Raw genomic sequence first — 17,550 nt, 5'->3', positions numbered from 1 at the left:
TCAATGCCATCGTAGTGAGAAAAACATCTCGGTAGAAACACACCTATCTCACATTATTTACTTAAGCATCAAAAGCAAGGTAAATACTAACTCAAGCTATATATATGTTTTTCATATACATTCAATATAAGCTCGGAAAATACGATATATGTTATTGTAATTCACGAGTTGTGCCGAAGTGTTTGTCAGATTATAAATGCACCTGAGCAAGCGGGCAGTGTTTCGCTTACTCACTCAACCCTTTGCATCCTTTTGTCATATGGGACCAAACCTTCTAGGTCCCATCTTTTTTTCTCACAGCAATTTAACTCAACTAGGCTAACGTCACCCGATTTCTACCGTCATTTTTCGACTGGTACAACGCTTTATCAGCCAACTCAAACGCCAATTTCGCATCAACATCGCCATGCTTAATAGCAACGCCTAGACTAATGGTCATATCCCGACCCGGCATAATGTCTTGCCAGTGGTGCTGAGCCACCATCTGTCGAATACGCTCAGCTGTATTGACTACTTTATCCAACTCGGTTTCAGCTAATAAAATAATAAATTCTTCCCCGCCATAACGGGCAACATAATCACCACTGCGAATACTTTGCTGTAAGATAAAGGCGAGCTCTTGCAGTACTTGATCGCCCACTTGGTGACTGTAGTTATCATTGACCATTTTAAAATGGTCAGCATCAATTAAGATAATGGCGTAACTATCTGCGCGCTGAGCAAAGGATTTGTCTAACCAACGTCGATTGTAAAGGCGGGTTAAGGGATCACGATACGCATCTCGCTCCAGCTTACTGACCACTTCTTGTTGGCTAATGGCTTGATTTTTTAGCGCGGCGTTTTCTAACCGCGTCTTTTCCATGTCAAGTTTTGGCTCCCAACGTTTAAAGCGGCGCAAACAATGCTGGCCAAGTTCACTGACAGGAACGCGACTAAGTAATTCAACCGCAATCAGATGAGCCGATTTTTCGCATTCTAATGCCTTTTCATAATCTTGATCGGCATCATAAGCTTGGCTGAGCGCCTCGTTTATTTCGCACTTCAATAACGGCAGGCTATAGCCTTGAATCGAATCAAAGGTTTGTATTAGCAGGGTGATTGCTTGTTGTGGTTGACCTTGTTCAATCAAACACAGGCTAACTTCAACACTGATTTTATTGGTGATCCATTTAAGCTTGAGGCGCTCGCTCGATGCTTTGGCTTTTTCAAGTAAATTCATCGCAATATCAAGCTGACCAACACTGCGACAAATCTGGCTATGATAAAGGTAAATTTCCGCTAGGTAGGCATCGGCAAAGCCATTATCAAGCAATGCTTGGGTTTCGCAGTCCGCCAATAATTGCCTTGCATCTTGATACAAGGTAAGTGAAATCATACAAGACACTTCACACAGGTTCAGCCTTAACTTAAGTTGCTTTGAGTTAATGCTGTCGTAGTGGAGGCGAGCCTGATGATAAAATTGCAAGGATCTTTGATGGTCGCTGACAATTTCAAGCAGTAATGCGATGCCAATTAAGCCTTCGACAAAATGGTCGACGTTACCTAAATTAGCCGCTTCGGCTGACATTGCTAGCCAAGTATTCATGGCATCTTCAAAACGAATGTCATCGGCATATCGCTGCGCTAATGTGTTTTGTACAATAAGCAACTCGATAGTGCCGGGCAGCTCGGTCAATTTCGCTTGTGCTGTTTCCAGCAGATGGATCGAGGTATCTATTTTACCTAAGCCTAAATAGATATCCGCTAAAATACGCAGGCCCAAGGCACACTGTTCTGGCTGCTCTGTGGTCTCGTCAATATATTGCTCACAATTAGCTATTGCTCGCTTTTCATCGCCCTCAGCTAACGCTTGGCTGGCTAGATTCAGTAAGTTAGTTTGAGCCATTAGTTATTTGATTCTCCAGCTCAGGCGTTTGTTGCAAAAAATCAGCAATAGATACTATTTCTATATTAAATAATGGCTTGGAAAGCTGGCTGCGCCACCAAGGGAAATTATCAATAAGCCGTTTAATATTTTCAATAATACGCTCTTTTTCCAATTCGGATACCGTTAGCTTGAACACTAAAGTGTTAGCATCCCATACCGCTCCACGATCTTCTCCTCGTAACAAACTATGCAGTAATGCTATCGAAAATTCGGCATGTACAGCACTGGTAAAGCTGACTTTAACCACGACGCTGTTAAGCTCATCGACTCGAAGACGACAGCTAAATAACCAAGCTCCTTTGTGGCGCATATAAGGTAAATGCTGTATTTGATTCACTTGGTCAGACACGTTTATACGTTTTATCAACTGCTTAGATCGTAAATCCAATTGCCCACGAGAAGATAAATACTCATCGTTACCTTTTGAAATAGATTGCTCTTTGATCAGGTTAAGTTCATATCGACGAAAGTCTCGATAATGACGTAAAGCTTGGCCACCTTGTCCTAAACGTTGGCAAATCTCTGAGCGCTCTAAACAAATTTGTGACAAGAGTTCGCCTTGGTCAAATTCTTTGGCCAGTTCTTCCGCCCGTTGTAAGTAGTCATTGGCTTGGCTTAGTGAACCTTGCTTTTTGGCCACCCGCGCGCTTGAAACTGAAGCATGCGCCGACATCCATGCTAAATTGTGCTCGGTCGCAATGTTTAATGCTTGTTGAATTTCCTGTTGAGCCTCATCAATACTACCGGAGTACAGTAAGGCCAAGCCTCTAAAATCATGAATTTCCGCATGCCAAGTTTGATCTGGGCAGTCTTTTAACAGTTCATTACAACGCTCTAAAAGGGGCAGCATATCAACATACTTTTTCTGCAAAAAAAGCGTCCAAGCCAATAAAATAGAGGCCTTACCTGCAATCCACTCGTAGTTTCTCAGCAGCGCTGTGTCTAAAGCAAATCTTAGCGCCGCTTCCGAATGGGTTAAATTAGCGGTAATACGCCACACATTGCCCAATCCAATTAAGGCTTCAAGTTGCAGTTCAAATTCATTGTGTAAGATCGACTTTTCCAGCGCCTGATTCCAATAATGCTGGGCTGAACGATAGCGGGCCAAGCCCCAGTTTAAAGTAGCAATACGATGAAATAATTGAGTAGAAAACTGATATTCAAGCTCTGGGGTTAGGATAGATTCAACCCGCCGACACACCCTTAAGCCGGCTTGGTAATCCATGGTATGCCAGTACACTTCCGCCATTTTCAACAAGGCGGCAACATAGCCTTGGTCATTTTGGGTTTGTCTAACCGCCTCAACCAGCTGTAACACACGAGGCAACGCCGCCTGTGGCGAATGCGTTAATAGGCTATCAATGCTGGCCAATTCCGCTTTTATATGGCTGTCTTGTTGTGAAAAAGAAACGGGCATCACTTTCCTACTTAAACCGCAAACGGCTAATCATTATCTTAGCTGACTATTTGGCATTTCATTGAGGTTAATTACCTCGTTATAGCTTGCGCCTTGTAACAGTTGGCTATATATCTTGCTACTATCGCCTCTCTTTTGCCACCATTGAATTTGTTGCTCTGACGGGCAGCGCAATCGAGTCGCATTCAGCTGTTCAATATTGGCTCCCTTAAACGCATTCAGGTTGCTATAAAACAGGCTTACAACACTGTCGTATATATTTAATTTGGCTATCTTGGCATGTCGTTTAGCTAATTGCCAAAAGGTTTCGCCATTGGCCAATGAGACACTGCATTGCCCTTCTGCTTGGGCACGGCTTGTTGCCCTATCATCGTCACGCTGGGAGGTCTCCACTGGCGCTTGGCTGGGCGCAGCCGTGATTTTAGGCGTCAATTCGGCAAGCAAAATTGGCCGAATAACCTGATACGCATTTAGCTGATAACGCTTCGCATCATAGTGCAAACTAGCATGCGATATTTCAAACATATATTGGCTCGTGCGGCGCTGCTCTAACCAGATGACTTTCCCTGTCATCGCGTCACTCAAGGCAAACATCAGCTCCATGGCTAATGACTCATCACCGACATAATTCACTCGCGCTCGAAATGGCTTGGTATTGATGATGGTATTGAGGCTAATAAAACCAGAGCCATTGACTTGCGCGGGAACCCCTTCATCGACATAAGCCCCTTGAGACAATGAAGTGGCCTTTGTAATCTCATTATTGGCTTGTGCCCCTAAACTAAGTAGCCAACACATTCCCCAAAGTAAGTCCCTTATACGCAACAATTGATTATCCTTATCTTAGTTGAGAGCGCAGGTCGCTATCCCCTTTTAACTAAAAGTTGCTTCGCTATTGGCTAAGTTCACTCACTAACCGCCTACTCGCAACGTCAAGTTGATGGGGTATCTTATTCTATTTCCGTTTTATACAGGCATAAACCACGCGCTTGGTAATTCGCCAGCGCACCCGGATGGTCTTTATCACAAGTATGAACCCAGACTCGCTTTGCTTGCCATGCCCAAGCTTGCTTAATAGCGGCGGTAAGTAAGTACCCCCCGATACCTTGGCCAAGAAACTGCTCACTTAAACCAAAATAACGAATTTCTACCTGTTCATTTTCCTTGTGTAACTCAAAGTAACCCGCAGGGGTTCCTTCTAGATACAGCACCCAAGTTCTAAGCTGAGGCGAATTGACATATTCTTGCCATTGCTGATCGCTCCAGTTGAGCTTGTCGGTCCATGACCAAGCTCCTCCAACCAGCTGATATAAAAAACGATTGTATTGATACTCAGCTCTTTCGACTTCAATAAGTTGCAAGGCTAACTTATCCGGTGCCGGTTTCGGTTTTAATTGCTCAGGACTTAATGATTCTAAATACCAAATTGTTGCCACATCACCGCCTTAAATACTTCATTACAAGCCCTGTCTATCATATCATTATTCATATTTCAGTCAGCACATTAATCTACCCCTTATGGAGGATTAAAGCTGACTCATCAATAAACACCCCATATAATGATTTCCTTTTAGGCTTTTTTACATGCTTTTTTCATGCCCTATCTGCCAGCTGCCACTTACTTCACAACATAACAGTGCTCGCTGTCCCAGTAACCATTGTTTTGATTTTGCTAAAGAAGGTTATTTAAACCTGCTGCCAGTGCAAAAAAAGAATTCGATCGACCCTGGCGATAATAAGAGCATGATGCAGGCGCGTCGTGATTTTCTCAATGCAGGCCATTATCAGAGTCTGGCCAAACAAGTCAGTCAACTGATCCAAGCTCGCAGCGAGCAGCAACAGCAGGTATCAAGCTTACCTTTACAGGGCCTAGATTTGGGCTGTGGTGAAGGCTATTACACGCAATTATTTGCCGAGCAAAGCGCTGGCCGAGTCAATTGGCATGGACTTGATATCTCCAAAGCCGCTATCCGCAGCGCCGCAAAGCGCGCCAAAAACGTGCAATTTTGTATCGCTAGCGCCTTTGATTTACCCTTTCCTGAGCACAGCTTTGATATTATCACCCGCATTTATGCACCATCTTCGGCGACTGAGTTAGCAAGAGTGCTAAAACCAAGTGGATGCTTAATCTCCGTCAGTCCAGGGCCACGACACTTATTTCAATTAAAGCAGGTGATTTATCAAACGCCGCAGCTGCATACGGAACAAGCATCGCAAATTCCAGGCTTTGAACTGAGCCAAAGCCAACAACTGCAACAGCAGCTCACCTTATCCGCAGAGCAAGATATTGCTAACCTGTTAGCCATGACACCATTCGCCTACAAGCTAACAGCGGAGCAAAAACAAGCTCTCACTGAGCAATCGCTGACACTCGATCTGGATTTTAAAATTGAAGTGTTTGAGCCAAGTAAAAACGAGGCAGTTGGGGTATAAAGACCTGCGTTGCTTGGATAACTAAGCGTTAAAAGTTGGGCTGCTGTGATGTCATTTTACGACTGAGCTTGCCGCTCTCCTCATCCCATAACCACACATTATCGGCGGTCAGATGCACGCCGCCAATCCAATAGTCTGGCGGCAGCAAATCAACCGCGTGTCGCCTACCAGCCAGTACTTGCTGGCCAAGCTCGGTAATGGTGACAGGGTTATCCCAGCTCGGAGTGCCCCAGCTAATGATGCGCGCCGCATTAAGTAACATTAAGCGTTGAAAAAACACCGTATCCGCCATAAAACGGCGCGCTTCCTCAACCTGGTATAAACGAAACAACGTCTTAGGATCTTGCTCACCCTGAGCGATATGGGTCAGGGCAATTTGTTGTGCTAAACCTAAGCCATTGTTGATTGATGGGTACTCTTGTAATAAACGCCTAACCGCACCATTTAAATAAGGCAAAGGGCTGGTATCTAGGTTGAGTAACGAAGCGAGTAATTGAGGGTTGTCTTGACTAAACACTTGCCAAGCATAGCTCGCCACATCGAGTATTTGATGGGTTAGCGGTTGTTCTTGGTTTAACATACATACGAGTTCAACATCACTGCATTCCGACAAATATTTGTCGACACAAATAACGCCGATATCAACATCAAGTGAGCGCTGCTTATTAAACCAGTCAAGGATTTGTAGCATTTGTAGTTGATCATACAAATCAAATTCAAACCACAGGATAATTTTTTTGTAGTAGGCAAAACGTTGCAGCTGTTGATCTCGAGTGCGAAAGCTATCGAGTACCTGCTCATAATCCCCCCAACCCATTTGTGCTATGTATTCGGCGCGGATCCCTGATAAGGCTTCAAGTGTTAACCCATGAGGCACAGGGCCTTCATGCAACAAATCTCGCCAAGGTAAGAAATCGCCTATGATACCCGCATGGCGCATAGCATCAGCGGCGCAATCGCCATTGGTGATGTTGAGTATCCGTGACATAACCTTCCCTCTTATTTCGCCTGACTCTAAAGATAGCAGTAAACCTCAAACTGCCAAGCTTAGATTGTGCTCATTTTTGTACTTACCCTCTATTTTTCAATCAAGTATAGGGATAAAGAATCACCTTCAGTTAATTGAGCATAGGTTTAAAGGGCTTAAGAAGTAAATAATCCACCTTCTGAAGAAGGTGGCTTTGTGTTAACCCCCTAAAAGGGGGCCTTTGTTTAGTTCAGCGCCAACTCTCTCTGCTCTTGACGCTCTTGTTTCTCTTGGTGCCTTACGTATCGGCGTATTATTTCCTCATTGATTCCTACGCTATCAACAAAATAGCCCCTTTGCCAAAAATGATTTCCCCATAACTTGTTCTTCCTTAGATATGGGAATTTGCTAAATAACTTCAAGGCTATTTTACCTTTCAAAACACCCATCAAACTTGATATTGATAATTTTGGCGGTACCTTTACCACTAGGTGAACATGGTCAACTTGTACATTCAATTCAACGACTTCACATCCAAGTTGATTACAGTAAACCTGTATGCACCGATAAACTTCTTTACCCACATTATTTTTCAATATTCGAAAACGATACTTTGGTGTCCACACAATGTGATATTGACATCTCCAAAATACGTGGGAAGCTTGGTTATATCTACTCATGTTATTTGTCCTCTTTGACTTCGCTAAAAATCGAGAGTCCATTTAGCATGAGTAGAACTTCGGGCAAAGCCCCCTATGGATGATAACCACCTACTGAAGTAGGTGGTTTAGGGCTGAAAACAAAAAGCCCCGCATTAAGCGAGGCTGTTAAATCGGCTATAACAAGTGAATTATAGCGAGAATGGCACGATCACCATTAACTTAAGATCTTGCTCATCTTGGAAGGCATTTTTAAATGCGCCCCAACTTGGCTGATCTGATTTGTTATTGTAATCAGTGTAATGCAGTTTAGCTGTGGTGCCTTTGAACGTACCATCTTGTACTGTGTAAGCAATGTCAAAGTTGTATGCTTCTTCTTTTAGCTCATCAGTCGTGTCGATTGATTCACCACCCCAGCCATAACCGTAAGATGCCCCTACGCTCCAGCCAGTTGCGCCTAAATCTGCAAGGTCACGCCAAACGCCGACAAACACCGCTTTCTCTTCATCGTGGTTCCAGTCAGAACGCGCATCCCACCAAGGTTCGTACGCACCGTTAGAGCCACCGTATTCACTCGTTAGACGATAAGCAAAGTAACCTCTGTGGTCAGAATTACTCTGAGGTGCTTTAGTGTATAAGCCCTCTGCACGTACAGTGTATGGTCCTGTGTTGTAACGAGCACCAACAAAGTGCTGATACGCCGTGCCATCAAAGTTTTCATTTACATTATCGTGGCTATTTACATCACTCATCATATACAGTTGATAAGTCATGTATAGGCTGTCCCTTTCACGAACGGTCATATCGTGTTTTAGTTTTACATGACTGTTACGTAGGTAATCTTCTGATTCACCGTAAGCCACTTCAACCGATGTGCCAAAGTCAAAGGTGTAACGACCACCCACTGAGTAGAGGTAATCAACCTTAGTTTGACCGTCATTCATACGGAATCCATAGGTATCTTTATACCATGGGGCTTTATATTCTGATGCATATGCGGCTGCCAACTCAAAACCATTCATCGCAAAGCCTGCTTCACCACCTAGATATGTCCCTGGCATAAACGACCAGTTAACCCCTAAAACACCAGGACCAGACGGTTGGAAGTAACCCGCTTTTGCCCAAGCAGGGCCACCCTTAATTTTCACAGCAGCTTTGTAAATAGAAGCACCCGAGTCTGATTTAGTTTGGCTCCAATCTATATCCCAAGGATTATTTGAACCAGGGAAGAAAGCCATTTCGTGGTGCGGGTCGCCATCGTTTCGAAGATCAGCCGCGAAAAACACACCAAAATCAACACCGATGATGCCGTTAGCATAACCAGAAGTGAAATCTAGATTCGCATTCACTGTTGTATGAGATAGGTTAGTCTTAAAATCACCATCAGGAGCATCACGACGGTCACGGTTACGATCCCAAAGGTATAAACCGCCATTTAGGCTCGAGTCTTCAATAAAGCCTTCCGCATGCGCAGCCGGTGCATTAACCATAGCAAGCCCAGCAACAGCAGCAATGACCGCTGCGCCTACTGAATTTAATTTAAAAAAGTTTGAACCTTTTTCCATTTTGGTACTCCTAGTTCTGTGAGATAAAAGCTAACCCTGTTGCTTTTTGGTTTGCCCACCGTGGTATCAGGGTTAGTACTTTCCAAAGCAATCACACTGAAAAACCAGTTTTCAATCGCTTAATTCGAAGTAAATTCTATCCACTTCATGGTTCACAGCAAGCAACATCACTGCGTTTTGCAGGGGCTTCAGCAAATACCAAATCTGCTTGCTAAACTCGTATTTCAATTCAGCTCAGGTACAGCTTTTGTGTTTATCATCTAGCTAGACTCTTTCCATCTTTAGCTTTCCCAAGTTTCTTCAGCACTTCAGCCTCACAAAAAATTCTATTTTTTCGAATGATTCATGCCATATATTCTTCTTTTGTTCTAAAAAAAATTGCTCCATGATATAAATCAGAATCGTTTTTATTTGATAGATAGGACATGCAAGTGCTGAAGAACTCTGAACAAGGCTATGGCCTGATCACTATCTGCCTGCATTGGCTGGTGGCGTTGAGTGTTTATGGTTTATTTGCCTTAGGCTTTTGGATGGTGGATCTCAGTTACTACTCCGAGTGGTATCAAACAGCACCTATGCTTCATAAGAGCATTGGGCTTTGTTTGTTTGTCATCATGCTATTTCGTTTGGTTTGGCGCTTTATTAACCCAACACCTAAGGGGTTAGACAATCATAAAGCATGGGAGAAGTTGGCCTCCAAAGCGGGCCATATACTGCTATACCTAATGATATTCACTTTAATGCTGTCAGGCTATTTAATCTCAACCGCCGACGGACGCCCTATTTCGGTGTTTGGTTGGTTTGACGTGCCCGCCATTATCAGTGGCCTACCACAACAAGAAGAAATTGCGGGTGACATCCATGAGCTATTAGCTTGGGGTTTGATTTTATTTAGCTTAGGCCATGCCATGGCAGCACTAAAACACCATTTTATCGACAAAGACACTACCCTCAGCCGGATGTTAAAGCCGGTAAACTCTACATCAAAAAGGAACTAAGAATGAAAAAACAACTGACTGCAGCCATTCTTTCTGCTGGACTTTTCGCCGCTGCCACACCTGTTATGGCAGCGGATTATGTCATCGACACCCGCGGTGCCCACGCCTCGATTAATTTCAAGGTTAATCACTTAGGCTACAGCTGGGTGATCGGCCGTTTTGATACCTTTAGCGGTGAGTTTAGCTACGACGCTAACAAGCCTAGTGATGCCAAAATTGCGGTGACCATTGACACTAAGAGTGTTAACTCTAACCACGCTGAGCGTGACAAGCACATCCGCACTAAAGACTTTTTAGAAGTCGATAAATACCCAGAAGCCAAATTTGTTAGCACTAAATTTGAAACAACCGATGGTCAAACTGGCCAATTGCACGGCCAATTCACGCTACGCGGAGTGACTAAAGATATCGTGATTGATGTCACTAAAGTGGGCGAAGGCCAAGATCCTTGGGGTGGTTACCGCGCGGGATTTGAAGGCTCAACCACGATCACTATGAAAGATTACGGTATTCCAATGGATTTAGGTCCTCAATCAGCCACGGTACAACTTGATCTTCATATTGAAGGTATTAAAAAGTAGAACCGATTACCAATGATAACCACCTATTGGATTAGGTGGTGTTGAGCTGAAAATAAAAAAGGTGCTGCTGCACCTTTTTTATTTGCCGAGCTACGTTATGTTCATTTTTTCGACAAAGCCTGCTATTTTGGAAGAATGGAACAGTTAGAATTTTTTGCCATCCCCAGCCCTTGTCGCGGAATCTGTCGTACAGATAACCGGGGTTTTTGTGTTGGCTGCATGCGCAGTCGAGAAGAAAGATTTAATTGGCTAGAGCTCACCCCTAGCCAACAAAGAAATATTATCCGGCTTTGCCGTCAACGTATGATCAGAAAACTGCGAGCAGAACGAGCACAAATTCAACAACAAGAACAGCCGCAAACACCGCCATTAACCGAACAGGAAGAGCTGTTTTAGCTCATTGTTTTAGCTGACTATTTTCAGCTCACTATGGTCGAATCTCTATCTCGGTGCCATCTTGCACCAAATTCCAAATTTCCATCATGTGATCGTTAAGCACGGCGATACAGCCATCCGTCCAATCGGTGCCTTTGTATTTGTGCTCTAAATGCTCTTTACCATTGGGTAAACCATGGATGTAAATCGCGCCACCTGGTTCATAGCCTTTCTCTTTAGCGTAAGCCAGATCTCGTTCATTAGGGTAGTTGATGTGGATCGAACGAAAGAAGTTACTTTCTGGATTGCGAAAATCCAACACATAGCGCCCTTCTGGCGTACGTTTATCCCCTTGCCATTTTTTATGCCCCTCTGGACGTTTGCCCAAGGAAATATCGTACTTTTGCAAAATTCGACCGTTGTCCAAGAGGTACAGAGTGCGCGCACTTTTAATAACCAGTACCTTATCCACATTACTGGCTTGAGCGAAAGGTAAATGAACAAACAAAAACAATAAAGAAAAAAGCAGTTTCGTAATTGTCTTAATGCTGATGGCCATGATGCTGTCCGTGCTGATGCTCACCATGGTGAGCATGCTGGTGTTGATGTTTTTTCAATAGGTTTGCCGGTATCAATTCCGCTAAAAACGCCCTGGCGCCACGCTTAAATAGAGAGACCGAAAACAGCGCACATATTACCGCTAAACTAATATATTCCAACCACTCCTGAGTCCAATTGTGATCGTGCTCTAGCCACGGAATAGGGGTCACTTGAGCATACTGGTTTAACCCCATACCCGCGACAAACGCAAAGCCAACCACACCCGCAAATAAACCCAAGGCAACCACTTGTCCTTGCTGCTTTTTAATAAAACGATACAAAGCAACATTGATCGTAGGTCCAACCAACAGCAAAGCTAATACCGCACCTGGCGAAACCCCCATCAATAACAACACAGCCACTATCGGCGTCAATCCCGTCGCACATAAATGCATCGGCAAAGCCACCACAATAACTAAAATAATCTGCAGCCATAAATGCTCAGCAAACACTTGCCAGCCCGGCGTAGGCGCTAAAGTAGCCGCTACCGTCCAGCCTAATATTATCCAAGGCGCGGTATGATCTAACAGATGCTCAAAACTATGGCGAATAGCCTGTATCAAGCGAGAACCTTGAGCTTGACTTAATTCCACCGCAACGGGCACAGGATTGTGTGCTTCTTGTTTTTGGATCCAGCGTCCTAATACAAAACCTATCAATAAAACCAAACACAAAGCCAACACCAAGCGCAACACAACCCACTGAGAGCCTAACAAAGGCCAAGAAAGCAGCAAGGCATCAAAACTGAGAATAGGGGCGGCAAGCAAAAAGGATAAGGCAAACACTTGGCTTGAACCTTGCCCTTGTAGCTGTTGATACATACGCGCCGCATCAGGGACACAAATGGGCATAGATAGACCTAAAAATGCCCCTTTAACACTATCACTCGCACCTTGTTTACGGTTCAATCTGGCTAACCAACGCGCAGGTACCTGCATATAGTTAATCAGGTAGGTAATAAAATAAGCCAATAACAAAGCGGGTGAGCTATGTAATGCCAAACTAATAAAGCGCTGCAGTGCTAGCGCGGTCTCTTGGCCATGATGCGCGCCACCTTGTGCCCACATTTGCGCGCGATCCCAAATCGAATCCATATGCACATGATTATGAGCGACATAGCCCAACCAATGGGGCAATAACACCGCCGCTAAACAGACTAAACCAAACAAGGTTCCCCAGCCCGCCATGCGCTTTTCTTGACGCTCATCTTGCTGCTGATTGTTATCTTGATATGGGCGGTGAAACACCACATGCAAAATAGAGCCCGTTACTAAAGCTTGAAACCAAGCCAACCATTGGTTACTCATATGAGGGATAATCTGACTACCAAAATAACTACCGGCTAAGGTAGCCAAAGACATCGCCGTTAATACCGCAAGAGGCAGTCCACGACCATATTGCGGGCGCAGCAGCCACCACACAGTTAAACCAACGGGTAAGCGATGCAAAATAACCCCTAAGGCCAATAACCAAGCCGTTTGGGATTCACCCACAACCAAGGCGCCCCCGTCGGTAATGGCATGTAAAACTAAGCCCCCCACACCAAACAGCAAGGTATAGTTATGGGCTTTATTGGCAATGCCATGAAAGTATTTTTCGACTAAACCGGGACCGAACAAACCCAATGCCACAAACAGCAAAGAGATTAAGCCCCCGTGATATAGCGCTTCAGGAAGAATATGAAACAGCACCAAGCCACTGATAGTGACAAAAATAAACGCATCCAGCAGTGTAAACCAACCCTGACGGCGTTGAATGGACTGGCAAATTAACGGCCCTGCAAATAGGGCAACTAAACTAAGGATGACTAACATGGACAGCAAACTCTAAAAACTTGGAACGTGATAATATAACAAAAGCGAGTCTGTTGGATTATTTTTGTTAATCTTTTAGCCAGTTTTTTTTCCCCTTGATCTCACAAAAATTGCCCCAAGATCTAAATATGAACAATGATTAATACTTAGCATATCCATGGTTTACAGAAAATTAGCTAAAATGCCATAGAGTTAGCCGTTACCTAAGAGAGCACGACCATGAAACACAACCTGCTTGCAGCCTGTTTACTCGGCCCCGCATTACTACTTAGTGCAGGCACCAGTGCGGATACAAATGAAAGTGCAGCGGTCGCTGAATTAATTGAGCAACACCAACAGCAAGGCCCAAAACAAATATTGGAGCAAGTGAGCGAGCAATATACAGGTGTGATCACTGATTTCGAACTAGATGATGTGGAAGGCCAGCTGATCTACAAGGTTGAAGTCATAAACCTCAGCGACAATATCAAACACAACTTAGTGTTTGATGCCCACAGCAAGGCTCAGCTCAGCGCCAAGCAAGTCGCTATTACTGGCTGGTTTAATGACAACAACAACATCAAAGCGGTCGAACAGATCCAAGCCAATGGCTTTTCAATTATCAAAGCGCTTGAAGTGGTTCAAGCACAGCACCCGGGCTTTTTGGTTGAAGCTGAGCTAGATAATAAAAAAGGTATCAACCTATTTGAAATAGAATTAGCGACACCGTCTGGCAGACAAAACTGGTTAGTTGATATCTCCACCCAGGACCTGATTCCGGTTTATCGCAAATAACCCAACTATAGCTATGGGTTATAACAAGGAACAAAATGAAAATCCTCACCATCGAAGACGATATTACGACCTTAGAGTACATTCAAAAAGGTTTTCAAGAGCAAGGACATACCGTTGACACGGCAACCGAAGGCCCCGATGGCTTATTTCTAGCCACCACCCAAGAATATGATTTGATTGTACTCGATCGCATGTTACCTAAGATGGATGGCCTTAAATTACTGTCTGCTCTGCGTGCCACTGGCAATCAAACCCCAGTGATCTTTTTAAGCGCACTCAGCCATGTAGATGAGCGCATCAAGGGCCTAAAAGCAGGCAGTGATGACTACCTCACCAAACCGTTTTCATTTCAAGAATTATTGGTACGCGCCGAAATTCTAATGCAACGCAAACAACATCAACCACAGCAAGTCACCGAGTTAAGCATTGCTGACCTAGTGATGGATTTGGTGGGTCACAAAGTCACGCGCGGCAGCCGCGAGATCCGCCTACAACCGAAAGAATTTCAGCTGTTACGTTACTTGCTTGAACATCAAGACCAAGTGGTATCGCGCACCTTATTGTTTGAATCTGTGTGGGACTATCATTTCGATCCGAAAACCAATGTGATCGATGTTCACGTCGCTAAGCTACGTAAAAAACTAGAAGAAGAAGGGGAAAGCCAACTGATCCATACCGTACGTGGTGCTGGTTATGTTGTCAGAACACCTTAGTATCTTCACCCGCACCTCGATTTGGCGCTTTACACTGGCCTTTACCTTACTGGTACTATTTATCAGTGGCGGCATCTTAGCGATGGTTTATCACTTTTCCATCGCCGGCCAACAACGTGAGCAAAGTCAGCGGTTAAGCCTTGCCGCCGAAGGCTTTATTTCGCTTGCCAATGCCAACAGCATGACCACGCAAAGCTTTATTCAATCAGTGGTGGAGCGAGCATCGCAAACCAACAACATGGTGCTGGCCCTGCGCCGTGATAACAAGGTATATGGTAACCTAAATCACTTACCGCAAAATATTCCACAATATCCAAACGTGCAGCACTTCCCCATTCTCGCCACCAACTACCTAGGGGAAATGGAACTGAAAAAAGTCATGGCAACTCGGCTTAAAACCCCCTTTGGCACCTTATTGGTGGGCTTAATTGATGATAGCCAAGATGCATTAGATCAAAGCTTTACCACCGCCAGTTTAAGCGCATTGGGCGCGGGCATGATCTTTACCTTAGTGGTTGGCTTTATCTTTAATGCTCGGGTATTGCACAGGGTGAGACAAATCAACCGCTTAACCTCAGAGGTAAAAGCTGGACGGCTACAAGCTCGTTTACCTATCAGCAGTGAAGCCGATGAATTTGACCATATCGCCATGCAGATTAATCAGATGTTAGACGAGATAGATGAGCTGATTGGCTCAGTATCCAGTGTCACCGATAATATTGCCCACGATCTAAGAACCCCATTATCCCGCCTGCGCATCCGCGTTGAAGACACCTTGCAACACGCCCAACTTGATGAGCATGATTTAGAATGGCGCCATTCTTTGCTGCAAGAGCTGGATCATATAATGGATACCTTCAATGCCATGCTTGAACTGTCACGGTTAGAGAAAGGGGTATCGGGCGCAGAGCACAAACCCTGTGACTTACTTGCCATCTGCCAAGACGTGCAAGATCTTATCCAGCCCATCGCCGAAGATAAGGAGCAACAAATTGAGCTTAAGCACAATGCCCCTTGCTTACTTAATGGCGATCCTAACTTACTGTTTCGAGCCATCTACAACCTAGTCGATAACGCGGTTAAATATGGCCCGCCTGAAACCAAGATCACCATTGAGCTACACCATGACGGTGTGACCATAGCGGATAATGGCCATGGGATCCCAGAGCACGAATTTGAGCGAGTATTTAGGCGCCTATATCGCTTGGATAAAAGCCGCAACAGCGCCGGCTTTGGTATGGGACTATCCATCGTTAAAGCCATTATCAGCCTGCATCAAGGCAAAATTGAACTGAGTGATAATCACCCCGGCTTACGCATCGACATTCACTTCTCAGAAAATGTATTACAGCCACCCATCCAATTGAAATAATAGTACGAGCGAACTATTAATTAATACATTGCCCAAATAGTTGATTTAAGAGGCTGCGATGAAAAAAGGCACGGTCACCCGCATGGCCATTTTACGCACAGCGCTCGATCTGGCGAGCCGCATTGGTTTAAGTAGCTTAACCATAGGCAATTTAGCTAAGGCGCGAGGCATGTCAAAAAGCGGGGTGTATGCCCACTTTAAATCCAAGCAAAAGTTACAGTTAGATCTGGTGCAATATGCGCAATTGGTATTCAGTGAACGTGTGGTCAAGCCGACGCGTCACCTGACCGATCCTCTCGAGCGCTTAACCCAACTTGCCGAACACTGGTATCAGTGGAATCAACGTTTTAGTGGCGGCTGTTTTTTTATCGGTGCGGTCATTGATTTTGATGATATCGGCGATGAAGTTGCGCAAGAGCTTAAATTGCAACAACAAAGCTGGTGTGATCAGCTTAAACAAGTTGCTCAGCAGGCTATCAATCATGGCCAATTCAAGGCCGATCTTGATTTAGATTATTTTGTATTTCGGCTCAACAGCCTTTACCTTGGAGCATGCTGGTATCAATGGCTCGAGCCACAGCAAAGCCATGCCCATTTCCAGCTGGCCTTCAGCCAATTAGTGGCTAGCAGCAAAAGCTAACACTTTGTGTAGGAGCCCCTGTCATGGGGCGATTTGAGCTCATAGTTAATCGCTGCATTACTGCAGCTCCCACAATTACAGGGGATGTTACTTTTTACCGTAACCCGATTGCTTTAACGACTTCCCTTGGCTGTTAACCCAAGCATCTAAGCCACTGCGGGCATTGCCAGCGACAAAACAGGCAGCCATGCTCGGACTGGTGAACTCAACCTCTTTGTTGAAATACAATAGTTCACCTTGTACAACAACTATCCCATCAGCAATCAATTGATCTCGCAACTGTTTAATGGCGGGTCGCAAAGACCCCACGTTAGAATAATTCGCAGTAGAGCCGCGCAACACCACAAAGCTCGGCTTAGCCACGTCTCCTTTTGGATAACCTGTTGCGAGTGCCTCTTTACTTTGAAACTGATAGCTTTCTTGTTGCGCCGGTTTAAGGCTGCTGATCTCTTGCTTTAAGTTGATTAACTCATTGTATAAATCGATTGGGATCACCACCGCTTGGCGCACGCCGTTGGCATCAACTAAAAATTGCACTGAGTTATTCACATCAACCTTCCCTAGCCAAAATCAAGCAAGCCGTTGCAGCTTGCCACAGATTAATTAAGCGGCTATTACAACAAGAATGGGGCACAGGGGAAAATAGAAAAGCGCAAAAATGTGCGCTAAAAAGTTTATCTAATGTTGAGATTGCTTGCTAAATCACAACCTCTAG

At 44.6% G+C, this 17,550-nt stretch carries 18 protein-coding genes; 8 read left to right on the top strand and 10 right to left on the bottom strand.

The genetic code is table 11. The features are described from left to right. Positions 1-313: 313 nt before the first annotated feature. From ACK8OT_RS08395 to ACK8OT_RS08380, 4 genes are all read right to left on the bottom strand, one after another. Positions 314-1,885: a GGDEF domain-containing protein gene (locus ACK8OT_RS08395; RefSeq protein ID WP_410196053.1), complete on the bottom strand. Its 1,572-nt coding sequence runs from the start codon at positions 1,883-1,885 to the stop codon at positions 314-316. Beyond that, a complete protein-coding gene (locus ACK8OT_RS08390) occupies positions 1,872-3,344 on the bottom strand; it encodes a tetratricopeptide repeat protein (RefSeq protein WP_410196052.1) in 1,473 nt (490 codons plus the stop codon). The genes ACK8OT_RS08395 and ACK8OT_RS08390 overlap by 14 nt, the downstream gene beginning before the upstream one ends. A 33-nt stretch (positions 3,345-3,377) precedes the next feature. Beyond that, positions 3,378-4,172, bottom strand: a complete 795-nt coding sequence (locus tag ACK8OT_RS08385; RefSeq protein WP_410196051.1) for a LysM peptidoglycan-binding domain-containing protein — start codon at positions 4,170-4,172, stop codon at positions 3,378-3,380. Positions 4,173-4,294: 122 nt separating this feature from the next. Continuing rightward, entirely contained in the window at positions 4,295-4,780 is a 486-nt protein-coding gene (locus ACK8OT_RS08380) for a GNAT family N-acetyltransferase (protein WP_410196050.1), read from the bottom strand. Positions 4,781-4,928: 148 nt separating this feature from the next. Between ACK8OT_RS08380 and rlmA the strand changes: the two genes are divergently transcribed. After that, positions 4,929-5,777 carry a 23S rRNA (guanine(745)-N(1))-methyltransferase gene (rlmA, locus tag ACK8OT_RS08375; protein ID WP_410196049.1) on the top strand — a complete coding sequence of 283 codons (849 nt, stop codon included), beginning with the start codon at positions 4,929-4,931 and terminating at the stop codon, positions 5,775-5,777. Positions 5,778-5,805: 28 nt separating this feature from the next. Here the strand turns inward: rlmA and ACK8OT_RS08370 are convergent, their stop codons facing one another. The 3 genes from ACK8OT_RS08370 to ACK8OT_RS08360 form a co-directional block, all read right to left on the bottom strand. After that, positions 5,806-6,765, bottom strand: a complete 960-nt coding sequence (locus ACK8OT_RS08370; RefSeq protein WP_410196048.1) for a hypothetical protein — start codon at positions 6,763-6,765, stop codon at positions 5,806-5,808. Positions 6,766-6,989: 224 nt separating this feature from the next. After that, a complete protein-coding gene (tnpA, locus tag ACK8OT_RS08365; RefSeq protein WP_410195513.1) occupies positions 6,990-7,424 on the bottom strand; it encodes an IS200/IS605 family transposase in 435 nt (144 codons plus the stop codon). A 170-nt stretch (positions 7,425-7,594) separates the two neighbouring features. Continuing rightward, the gene (locus ACK8OT_RS08360) at positions 7,595-8,968 is read right to left on the bottom strand and encodes an OprD family outer membrane porin (protein ID WP_410196047.1); all 1,374 of its coding nucleotides are present in this window, start codon (positions 8,966-8,968) and stop codon (positions 7,595-7,597) included. Positions 8,969-9,399: 431 nt separating this feature from the next. On the opposite strand from ACK8OT_RS08360, the gene ACK8OT_RS08355 reads away from it, so the two are divergent. The 3 genes from ACK8OT_RS08355 to ACK8OT_RS08345 all read left to right on the top strand — a co-directional run bounded on the left by ACK8OT_RS08355 (position 9,400) and on the right by ACK8OT_RS08345 (position 10,943). Then, complete coding sequence (locus tag ACK8OT_RS08355; RefSeq protein ID WP_410196046.1) at positions 9,400-9,966, top strand: cytochrome b; 567 nt, start codon at positions 9,400-9,402, stop codon at positions 9,964-9,966. Between the two features lie 2 nt (positions 9,967-9,968). Beyond that, on the top strand, positions 9,969-10,547 hold the full coding sequence (locus tag ACK8OT_RS08350) for a YceI family protein (RefSeq protein ID WP_410196045.1): 579 nt from the start codon (positions 9,969-9,971) through the stop codon (positions 10,545-10,547). Between the two features lie 135 nt (positions 10,548-10,682). Beyond that, positions 10,683-10,943, top strand: a complete 261-nt coding sequence (locus tag ACK8OT_RS08345; protein WP_410196044.1) for a DUF1289 domain-containing protein — start codon at positions 10,683-10,685, stop codon at positions 10,941-10,943. Positions 10,944-10,974: 31 nt separating this feature from the next. Here the strand turns inward: ACK8OT_RS08345 and ACK8OT_RS08340 are convergent, their stop codons facing one another. Further along, positions 10,975-11,481, bottom strand: coding sequence for a L,D-transpeptidase family protein (locus ACK8OT_RS08340; protein ID WP_410196043.1), 507 nt, complete (start codon positions 11,479-11,481; stop codon positions 10,975-10,977). Beyond that, complete coding sequence (locus ACK8OT_RS08335) at positions 11,465-13,336, bottom strand: permease (RefSeq protein ID WP_410196042.1); 1,872 nt, start codon at positions 13,334-13,336, stop codon at positions 11,465-11,467. Before ACK8OT_RS08335 ends, ACK8OT_RS08340 begins: the two co-directional genes overlap by 17 nt. A 219-nt stretch (positions 13,337-13,555) precedes the next feature. On the opposite strand from ACK8OT_RS08335, the gene ACK8OT_RS08330 reads away from it, so the two are divergent. Genes ACK8OT_RS08330 through ACK8OT_RS08315 form a run of 4 tightly spaced genes read left to right on the top strand, consistent with a single transcriptional unit; the run spans position 13,556 to position 16,835 of the window. After that, complete coding sequence (locus tag ACK8OT_RS08330; RefSeq protein ID WP_410196041.1) at positions 13,556-14,110, top strand: PepSY domain-containing protein; 555 nt, start codon at positions 13,556-13,558, stop codon at positions 14,108-14,110. 35 nt (positions 14,111-14,145) lie between these two features. After that, positions 14,146-14,823 carry a winged helix-turn-helix domain-containing protein gene (locus ACK8OT_RS08325; protein WP_410196040.1) on the top strand — a complete coding sequence of 226 codons (678 nt, stop codon included), beginning with the start codon at positions 14,146-14,148 and terminating at the stop codon, positions 14,821-14,823. Beyond that, entirely contained in the window at positions 14,804-16,195 is a 1,392-nt protein-coding gene (locus ACK8OT_RS08320; RefSeq protein ID WP_410196039.1) for a sensor histidine kinase, read from the top strand. The genes ACK8OT_RS08325 and ACK8OT_RS08320 overlap by 20 nt, the downstream gene beginning before the upstream one ends. A 58-nt stretch (positions 16,196-16,253) precedes the next feature. Further along, positions 16,254-16,835, top strand: coding sequence for a TetR/AcrR family transcriptional regulator (locus ACK8OT_RS08315; RefSeq protein WP_410196038.1), 582 nt, complete (start codon positions 16,254-16,256; stop codon positions 16,833-16,835). 87 nt (positions 16,836-16,922) lie between these two features. Here ACK8OT_RS08315 and ACK8OT_RS08310 read toward each other — a convergent pair whose 3' ends face one another. Beyond that, the gene (locus ACK8OT_RS08310) at positions 16,923-17,384 is read right to left on the bottom strand and encodes a DUF4357 domain-containing protein (protein ID WP_410196037.1); all 462 of its coding nucleotides are present in this window, start codon (positions 17,382-17,384) and stop codon (positions 16,923-16,925) included. Positions 17,385-17,550: the final 166 nt, after the last annotated feature.

It is taken from the genome of Motilimonas thetidivivens (assembly GCF_046452435.1).
Lineage (GTDB): Bacteria > Pseudomonadota > Gammaproteobacteria > Enterobacterales > CBDFNC01 > Motilimonas.
Note: the sequence above shows the minus strand (reverse complement) of the source record. Positions and strands in the feature narration are given on the sequence as shown.

What these genes read in the sequence shown, in the direction of transcription:
- ACK8OT_RS08395 (WP_410196053.1), bottom strand. Translation starts at nt 1,885, where the DNA reads ATGGCTCAAACTAACTTACTGAATCTAGCCAGCCAAGCGTTAGCTGAG.
- ACK8OT_RS08390 (WP_410196052.1), bottom strand. Translation starts at nt 3,344, where the DNA reads ATGCCCGTTTCTTTTTCACAACAAGACAGCCATATAAAAGCGGAATTG.
- rlmA (WP_410196049.1), top strand. Translation starts at nt 4,929, where the DNA reads ATGCTTTTTTCATGCCCTATCTGCCAGCTGCCACTTACTTCACAACAT.
- ACK8OT_RS08370 (WP_410196048.1), bottom strand. Translation starts at nt 6,765, where the DNA reads ATGTCACGGATACTCAACATCACCAATGGCGATTGCGCCGCTGATGCT.
- tnpA (WP_410195513.1), bottom strand. Translation starts at nt 7,424, where the DNA reads ATGAGTAGATATAACCAAGCTTCCCACGTATTTTGGAGATGTCAATAT.
- ACK8OT_RS08360 (WP_410196047.1), bottom strand. Translation starts at nt 8,968, where the DNA reads ATGGAAAAAGGTTCAAACTTTTTTAAATTAAATTCAGTAGGCGCAGCG.
- ACK8OT_RS08350 (WP_410196045.1), top strand. Translation starts at nt 9,969, where the DNA reads ATGAAAAAACAACTGACTGCAGCCATTCTTTCTGCTGGACTTTTCGCC.
- ACK8OT_RS08345 (WP_410196044.1), top strand. Translation starts at nt 10,683, where the DNA reads ATGGAACAGTTAGAATTTTTTGCCATCCCCAGCCCTTGTCGCGGAATC.
- ACK8OT_RS08340 (WP_410196043.1), bottom strand. Translation starts at nt 11,481, where the DNA reads ATGGCCATCAGCATTAAGACAATTACGAAACTGCTTTTTTCTTTATTG.
- ACK8OT_RS08335 (WP_410196042.1), bottom strand. Translation starts at nt 13,336, where the DNA reads ATGTTAGTCATCCTTAGTTTAGTTGCCCTATTTGCAGGGCCGTTAATT.
- ACK8OT_RS08330 (WP_410196041.1), top strand. Translation starts at nt 13,556, where the DNA reads ATGAAACACAACCTGCTTGCAGCCTGTTTACTCGGCCCCGCATTACTA.
- ACK8OT_RS08325 (WP_410196040.1), top strand. Translation starts at nt 14,146, where the DNA reads ATGAAAATCCTCACCATCGAAGACGATATTACGACCTTAGAGTACATT.
- ACK8OT_RS08320 (WP_410196039.1), top strand. Translation starts at nt 14,804, where the DNA reads ATGTTGTCAGAACACCTTAGTATCTTCACCCGCACCTCGATTTGGCGC.
- ACK8OT_RS08315 (WP_410196038.1), top strand. Translation starts at nt 16,254, where the DNA reads ATGAAAAAAGGCACGGTCACCCGCATGGCCATTTTACGCACAGCGCTC.